We start from the raw sequence: 6103 nt of genomic DNA on the forward strand, positions 1-6103 counted from the left end.
GCTGGACCACGCACTGTGGACCTTCCACGCCCAGGACGCGCTGACACGCTGGGCAGGGCCGGCCACCGCCCTCCGCGCCCCCCTTGCCGCCGTCCCGGCCCGCGGGCCCGCCCGGGAACCGGACCCGGTCGCTCTGCTCGCCGCACACACCGGACGCGAAGTGATCGCCGTCGACGGCTGCGCGGGCCCTCCGGCGGACGAGGGCCTGGCCGTCGTCCGGCTGATCGCCCCAGGAACGTCACCCCTGTCGGCCCACCCGGTACCGGGAGTGCCTCCCCACCCGTTCGGCTGACCACCCGTTCGGCCGACCACCCCGGCACGCCACGCGCGGCACACACTCCACGACCCGGACCGGCCACGACCACAGCTCCGCGCCCTGTCCACGCCCGCACCGGGAGAACCTCACATGTCCACGTTCCCGCGCGACACATCGATCCAGCCCTCCTACACCGCGCTGTTCGCCGACCGGTACGACGACTGGTTCGCCGCGTCGAACACCGAATCCACCGTCGGCTTCCTGGCAGCCCTCGCGAAGGAGGGCCCGCCCGGCCCCCTGCTCGAACTGGGCAGCGGCACCGGCAGGGTGGCCCTGCCACTGGCCTCACTGGGCCTCACCGTCGAAGGGCTCGACGCATCCCCCGACATGACAGCCCAACTCCACGCCAAACCCGGCGGCAACGCGGTCCGGGTCACCCTCGGCGACTTCTCCGCACCTCCGGAGCCGGCGGACACCGGCCGGTTCGCCCTCGTCTACGCGGCCGGCGGCACCTTCGCCGAGCTCGACACCCAAGAGGCCCAGCGCCGCTGCCTCGCCTCCGCCGCCCGGCGACTGAAGCCCGGCGGACGGCTCGCTCTCGACGCGCATCTGCCCGAGGCACTCGCCACCCGCGGCACCGGCACCCAGCCGGTGGACACACCCGGTGAGGGTTTCGTGCTCCGCACCCGCACCCTGCACCCCGCCCGCCAGCAGTACACCTCCGACTACGCGGTCCTCGACGACGGCCGCATGCGCCACGTGCGCGTCTCCTTCCGCTACTTCACCCCCGGCGAACTCGACCTGCTGGCGGAACTGGCCGGCCTGCGGCTCGTGCGCCGTACCGGCGGCTGGTCGGGACGGCCACTGACCGACTCCAGTACCCACCACGTCTCCGTGTACGAACTGCCCGTGTCCCCGCCTTGAGTCCCTCGACCACCCGGTGGGCCGGGCGCTTGAGTCCACCGGCCGTGAAGTGGCGCAGGAAACGCCCGGCCCTTACGACATGAGGCAGGGCCCTGCAACGCGGCCGGGTAGGGCGGGCGAGATCCACAGCAGGTTGCCCATGCGGTCGGCTCGACGAAGCACGGCAGAGGCTGGGTCCGGCTCGTAGACGGGGCCGCGGCCATCAACGGGGCGAAGAACTCTTCGGCCGCGTTCCCGAGGCCCAGCAGCTGAGCCACCTCTGTGGCGCATGACAGGAAGCAACGTGCATCTGCGGCGGCGTGCTCTTCCTCGGATCACGGTGGCGTTCGGGACCGCCTCGGGCCGGAGGGCTCGAGGCGGTGGTTGCCGTTCCGTAGGCGATGCACCGCTGGACGGAGCGTGAGGCGGGGGCTCGGCATCGGGACCGGTGACTCCTCACCCCCATCCTCCGCCGCGCCGAGCCCGCCGGGAGCGAACTGTCGCGCGGACGGCGACGATCACGAAGGCCGCCGCGCCCGCCGCCACCAGGCAGCGCTGGAGCAGGGTCGCGAGGCTGTCACCGTCCCCTTCCGGTGAGGCCAGTGCGTCCTCGTCGCCTCGTTCCGGCGCCGGAGGGGCTTCACCTCCGAGCCAGATCCCGTCGCCGGACTTCGTCGGCTCGGTGAGGGAGCGGTTCACGTCGTCGGTGAGGGCGGAGGAGGCGGACGTCACGCGGTTGAAGGGGACGTTCGTGAAGTCGACGCCTCCGTAGACGTAGGTGCGCGTGTAGAGGTAATCGCCCTTGCGAGTGGTCTTCTCGACGTTGAATTCACCCTTGGTGTACGAGCGCACGTACGCGTCGAACGTGTCCCGGGGCTTCCAGTCCCGCCGGGTCGCGTAGGCGCTGATGTCACCGCTGTCGATGACCCCGCCGTACGTCGTCCGCTGCGTCCTGCTCAGGTCCCGGTACCACTCCGCGGCGATCCGGCTGAGGTAGACCCTGCGGAGATCCGCGTACTCGGGAGCGGTGTTCACCGCGTCCACCACGCGCGGCAGGATGAGCCGCCGGAAGGCCGACTCGTTGTGCTCCTGGACCGCTTCCGACTGCTCCTTGCACGAGGTCGCGCCCGAGCCGCCGCTCTGCTTGAGGTACTGCGTCTCCATCTGGACGTCCAGCGGGGATTCGAGGATGTGCAGCTCCTCGCCCGTCGTGTACACGGTCGCCGGTGCCGGGACGATCCAGGTACGGAACGAGGTGCACGAGCCTTTCAACGAGTCCCAGTACGTGGCGCCCAGGGAGGTGTCCGGGTGGATCAGCTTCCCCGTCGTCTTCTTCAGCAGCAGGTCCGCCTGCAGCATGATGCGGCCGGTGTCGGTGCGGCCGAGCCGGGCGTCGATGATGCGGTCCGGCTCGTTCGGGTTGAGATTGACCCAGAAGGTGGAGGGTTCGAGCTGGAGCCAGGTGAAGAAGGAGTCGGAGGCCTGCTGGGCGTTGGCCAGTCCGGTCAGCGAGGTGCCCTTCGCGGTGACCGGGGCCTTGAAGGCGTAGTTGAGGCCGCCGGAGTCGGAGAGGTAGCGCAGTTCGAGGCGGGTGAAGTCGATGCCGCCGGTGTTTCCCGGGCCGAGGACGCGGGCGAGGCCGCCCGCTCTGCCCGGGGTCGTCTGTCCGCCGCAAGGGGCCGTGGCGGCGGCCGGGCGGTAGACGCTGTGATCCGCTGACGGGGGGCACTCCCGTGAAGGACTGAAGAGGTGGCCGGCGGCTTCCCGCAGGGCGGTGGTGCCCGCCTCGAACTCTCCGGTGTCGTAGCCCGAGGAGGGGTGGAGGATACGGACGTTCGGGTTTCCCTGGAACTGCCGGGCCAGGGCCTCGGCCTGTTCCCGGGTCTTTCCGACGAACACCACATTGTCGGCCTGGGTCTTCCGGCCGTCCGGGAGTTTGTTCCGAATCGTGTTGGCCATCTTCCCGAGGTCCTCGGAGGCCGATCCCGCATTGCTCGTACCGGTCGCGTCGACCACGTCCACGCTGATCAGCTTTCCGTTGCTCCAGGAGAGCTTGAGCATGTCGGCGGTGGTGCCGGAGAGCGGGCCGCTGCCGCCGATGGGGCCCTTGGGGACCAGGGGGTTGGCGTCCGACTGGAAGACGTACTGGACGCCGGTCCTCGTCTTCCGGTCGTAGGCCAGCCCCGACTGCTGGAGCTGCCGCGTCATCTGGGCGTGGGCGGCGTCCGCGTAGGCGTTGTCGCCGGCCGAGGCGAGACGATGGGGAACGCCGTTGGCGTCGATGATGAAGTCCGCGCCGTCGATGGTGCGGGCCGTCAGAGGCGGGCCCCACTTGGTGTGCGGGGGTGAGGTGGCCGTTGCGCCAGGGCTCGCGGCCAGACCCAGTAAGGTCGCGAGCAGGAGCAGAACCAGTGAGAAGCGCCGCGATAACGCCATGAGGACTCCCATTTCGTGTCGTGGACACGCTAGGAGACGCCTCCTCGCCCCCGGTCGGTTCTGCTCAGCGTCCCCGTCACGCTGATGCCCGGGTCGTGGCTTCGGGAAGTACGGGGGAGGGGGACCTCCGTGAGCTTGCCGTCGTACAGCATCCACAGGCCGAAACAATCGTCCTCCTCGTCGCGGACCAGGACCTGCAGGGAGTACGGGTCGGGCCACGGCAGGGACTCCAGATGGGGCAGCAGCCCGCGCCAGTTGTGCCGGATGAACTGAACGACCCAGGCGTAGCACTCCTCCGAGTCCGAGTCCGAGTCCGAGCCGACGCCGGTGCCCGCGAAGAGGGAGTCGTTGACGCGGGTGAAGCACTGGTGCCACTCCCGCTCCGGATCGGGCCGGGTCAGCGGTTCCATCACGGCTTCGGCGTTCCGGGCGAGGACGATGACCTCCGCGTATCTGCTCATGCCGCCCAGTGTGCCGCCCTCGTCGGGGCTGGGAGGAGTCGCTTCGTGAATGATCACCGGTAGGTCATCCCGGAACCGGACAGGAACTTTCGGTGACGAGGCGGCGCCGATGGACGCAGGCTGGTCCACGACCACCACAACCGTGCCGAACTTGTCGCGGAGCTTGTCGAAGACCGTCTTCCCGGCCGGGGTCAGGCCATGGGTGCCGGCCTCGGCGGTCGGGAGCCGTTCGCGCGCGTCCACGTTGTGCAGACCTGCCGCCCGCAGCGGCCGGTCATCGCGCCCGGCCGGGGGCAACAGTCATGCCGGGCCCGGAAGTCGGCGGCCCTCTTGCAGGACCGCGAAGAAGATGACGGGGCGCCTGGAGAGCAGTCACTAACGGACGGGACACGGCCGTGACACGCGGCGGAAACGGGCCGTCCCTAATTTCTGTCAACCGACAGGAATTCGCAGGGACGACCTGGACGACCCACCTTCGCGACAGGGGACCGCCATGACCGTGACCACCGATCCCACGCCGACGGCCTCTCCACCGCCCGGTGACGGCGACGCGCTCGGCCAGTTCGGCTACCCGCAGGAACTGCGGCGGCGGATGGGCCGGTATGCCTCCTTCGCCGCCGGGTTCTCCTTCATCTCCGTGCTCACCACCGTCTTCCAGTTCTTCTCGCTCGGCTACTCCTTCGGCGGTCCGGTCTTCTTCTGGACCTGGCCAGCCGTCCTCGTGGGACAGCTCCTCGTCGCCGCCTGCTTCGCCGAGCTCGCCGCACGGCTGCCCATCGCGGGGGCCATCTACCAGTGGGCGAGCAGGCTGGGCGGCCGCTCCTTCGGCTGGTACGCGGGCTGGATCATGGTGATCGGACGGATCGTGGTCGTCGCGGCCGCCGCGCTCGCCCTGCAGGTCGTCCTGCCCGCCGTCTGGTCCGGGTTCCAGGTCGTCGGCGGTGACCCGTCGCCCACGACGCCCACCGGAGCGGCCAACGCGGCCCTCCTGGGTCTCGTCCTACTGGCGCTGACCACCCTGCTCAACGTCCTGGACAACCGCGCCCTGTCGGCGGTCAACACCGTCGGTGTCACCGCCGAGATCGCCGGGGTCGCTCTGATCGTCACCCTGCTGGCCACCCACGCGGAGCGCGATCCGGGCGTCACCCTGCACACCGGCGGGCAGGGCGGCCTCATCACAGCCCTCCTGGTGGGCTCGTTCACCGCCGCGTACGTCCTGATCGGGTTCGAGAGCGCGAGCGAGATGAGCGAGGAGACCGTCAACCCCCGTCGCACCGCGCCCCGGACCACGCTCACCGCCCTCACCACCTCCGGCGTGTGCGGCGGACTGCTGCTGCTCGGCGGACTGCTCGCGGCGCCCAGCCTCACCGACGGGCGCCTGGCGAGCGAAGGGCTCGGCTACGTGCTCACCAGCACCCTCGGCGACGGTCTCGGCAAGGTGCTGCTCGCCGACGTGGCCCTGGCCATCTGCGCGGCGACCCTCGCCATCCAGACCTCGGCGACCCGCATGCTCTTCTCCATGGCGCGCGACGGTGTCCTGCCCCGCTCCTCGTGGCTGGCGCGGGTGCCGCGGAGGACCGGGATGCCCGGCAGGGCCGCGGTGGTGGCGGGTGCCTGCGCGGCGCTGCTGCTCCTGCTCAACCTGGCGTCGCCGCAGGCGTTCCTGGCCATCGGCACCACCTGCATCGCGATGGTGTACCTGGCGTATGCGATGGTCACCGGGCCGATGCTGGTGCGGCGGTTGCGGGGTGAGTGGCGGCCGGCCCGCGGCGAGCTCGACGAACTCGGCCGGCCGCTGTTCTCCCTGGGCCGCTGGGGCCTGCCCGTGAACGCGCTCGCGGTGGTCTACGGTCTGTTCATGACGGTCAACCTCGCCTGGCCGCGCGCCGAGGTGTACGACCCCGAGGGCGGCCACTGGTACTTCCGGTGGTTCACCGTCCTGGTCCTCGCGGCCACGGTCGCGACCGGGGCGGCGTACCGCTGGTACCGCCGCCGCAAGGACACCGCGGGGCGGGCGAACGGCGCGGGGAGCACCGTCGCGGCGGAA

At 70.7% G+C, this 6103-nt stretch carries 5 protein-coding genes; 3 read left to right on the top strand and 2 right to left on the bottom strand.

The genetic code is table 11. The annotated features are described in order from the left end of the window. Both HW445_RS15830 and HW445_RS15835 read left to right on the top strand, forming a co-directional pair. Window positions 1-292: hypothetical protein (locus tag HW445_RS15830; protein WP_218957033.1), on the top strand; the 292-nt coding region annotated here is incomplete at its 5' end. A 114-nt stretch (window positions 293-406) separates the two neighbouring features. Next, window positions 407-1180 carry a class I SAM-dependent methyltransferase gene (locus tag HW445_RS15835; RefSeq protein WP_180221660.1) on the top strand — a complete coding sequence of 258 codons (774 nt, stop codon included), beginning with the start codon at window positions 407-409 and terminating at the stop codon, window positions 1178-1180. A 435-nt stretch (window positions 1181-1615) separates the two neighbouring features. Here HW445_RS15835 and HW445_RS15840 read toward each other — a convergent pair whose 3' ends face one another. Both HW445_RS15840 and HW445_RS34420 read right to left on the bottom strand, forming a co-directional pair. Continuing rightward, a complete protein-coding gene (locus HW445_RS15840; RefSeq protein WP_180221661.1) occupies window positions 1616-3595 on the bottom strand; it encodes a hypothetical protein in 1980 nt (659 codons plus the stop codon). Window positions 3596-3624: 29 nt separating this feature from the next. Then, window positions 3625-4056, bottom strand: coding sequence for a hypothetical protein (locus HW445_RS34420; protein WP_180221663.1), 432 nt, complete (start codon window positions 4054-4056; stop codon window positions 3625-3627). 493 nt (window positions 4057-4549) lie between these two features. Here HW445_RS34420 and HW445_RS15850 point away from each other — a divergent pair. Beyond that, window positions 4550-6103, top strand: a 1554-nt coding sequence (locus HW445_RS15850) for an amino acid permease (RefSeq protein WP_180221662.1), incomplete at its 3' end; no start/stop codon positions are given.

Source organism: Streptomyces sp. UH6 (assembly GCF_013421635.1).
Lineage (GTDB): Bacteria > Actinomycetota > Actinomycetes > Streptomycetales > Streptomycetaceae > Streptomyces > Streptomyces abyssomicinicus.

What these genes read in the sequence shown, in the direction of transcription:
- HW445_RS15835 (WP_180221660.1), top strand. Translation starts at nt 407, where the DNA reads ATGTCCACGTTCCCGCGCGACACATCGATCCAGCCCTCCTACACCGCG.
- HW445_RS15840 (WP_180221661.1), bottom strand. Translation starts at nt 3,595, where the DNA reads ATGGCGTTATCGCGGCGCTTCTCACTGGTTCTGCTCCTGCTCGCGACC.
- HW445_RS34420 (WP_180221663.1), bottom strand. Translation starts at nt 4,056, where the DNA reads ATGAGCAGATACGCGGAGGTCATCGTCCTCGCCCGGAACGCCGAAGCC.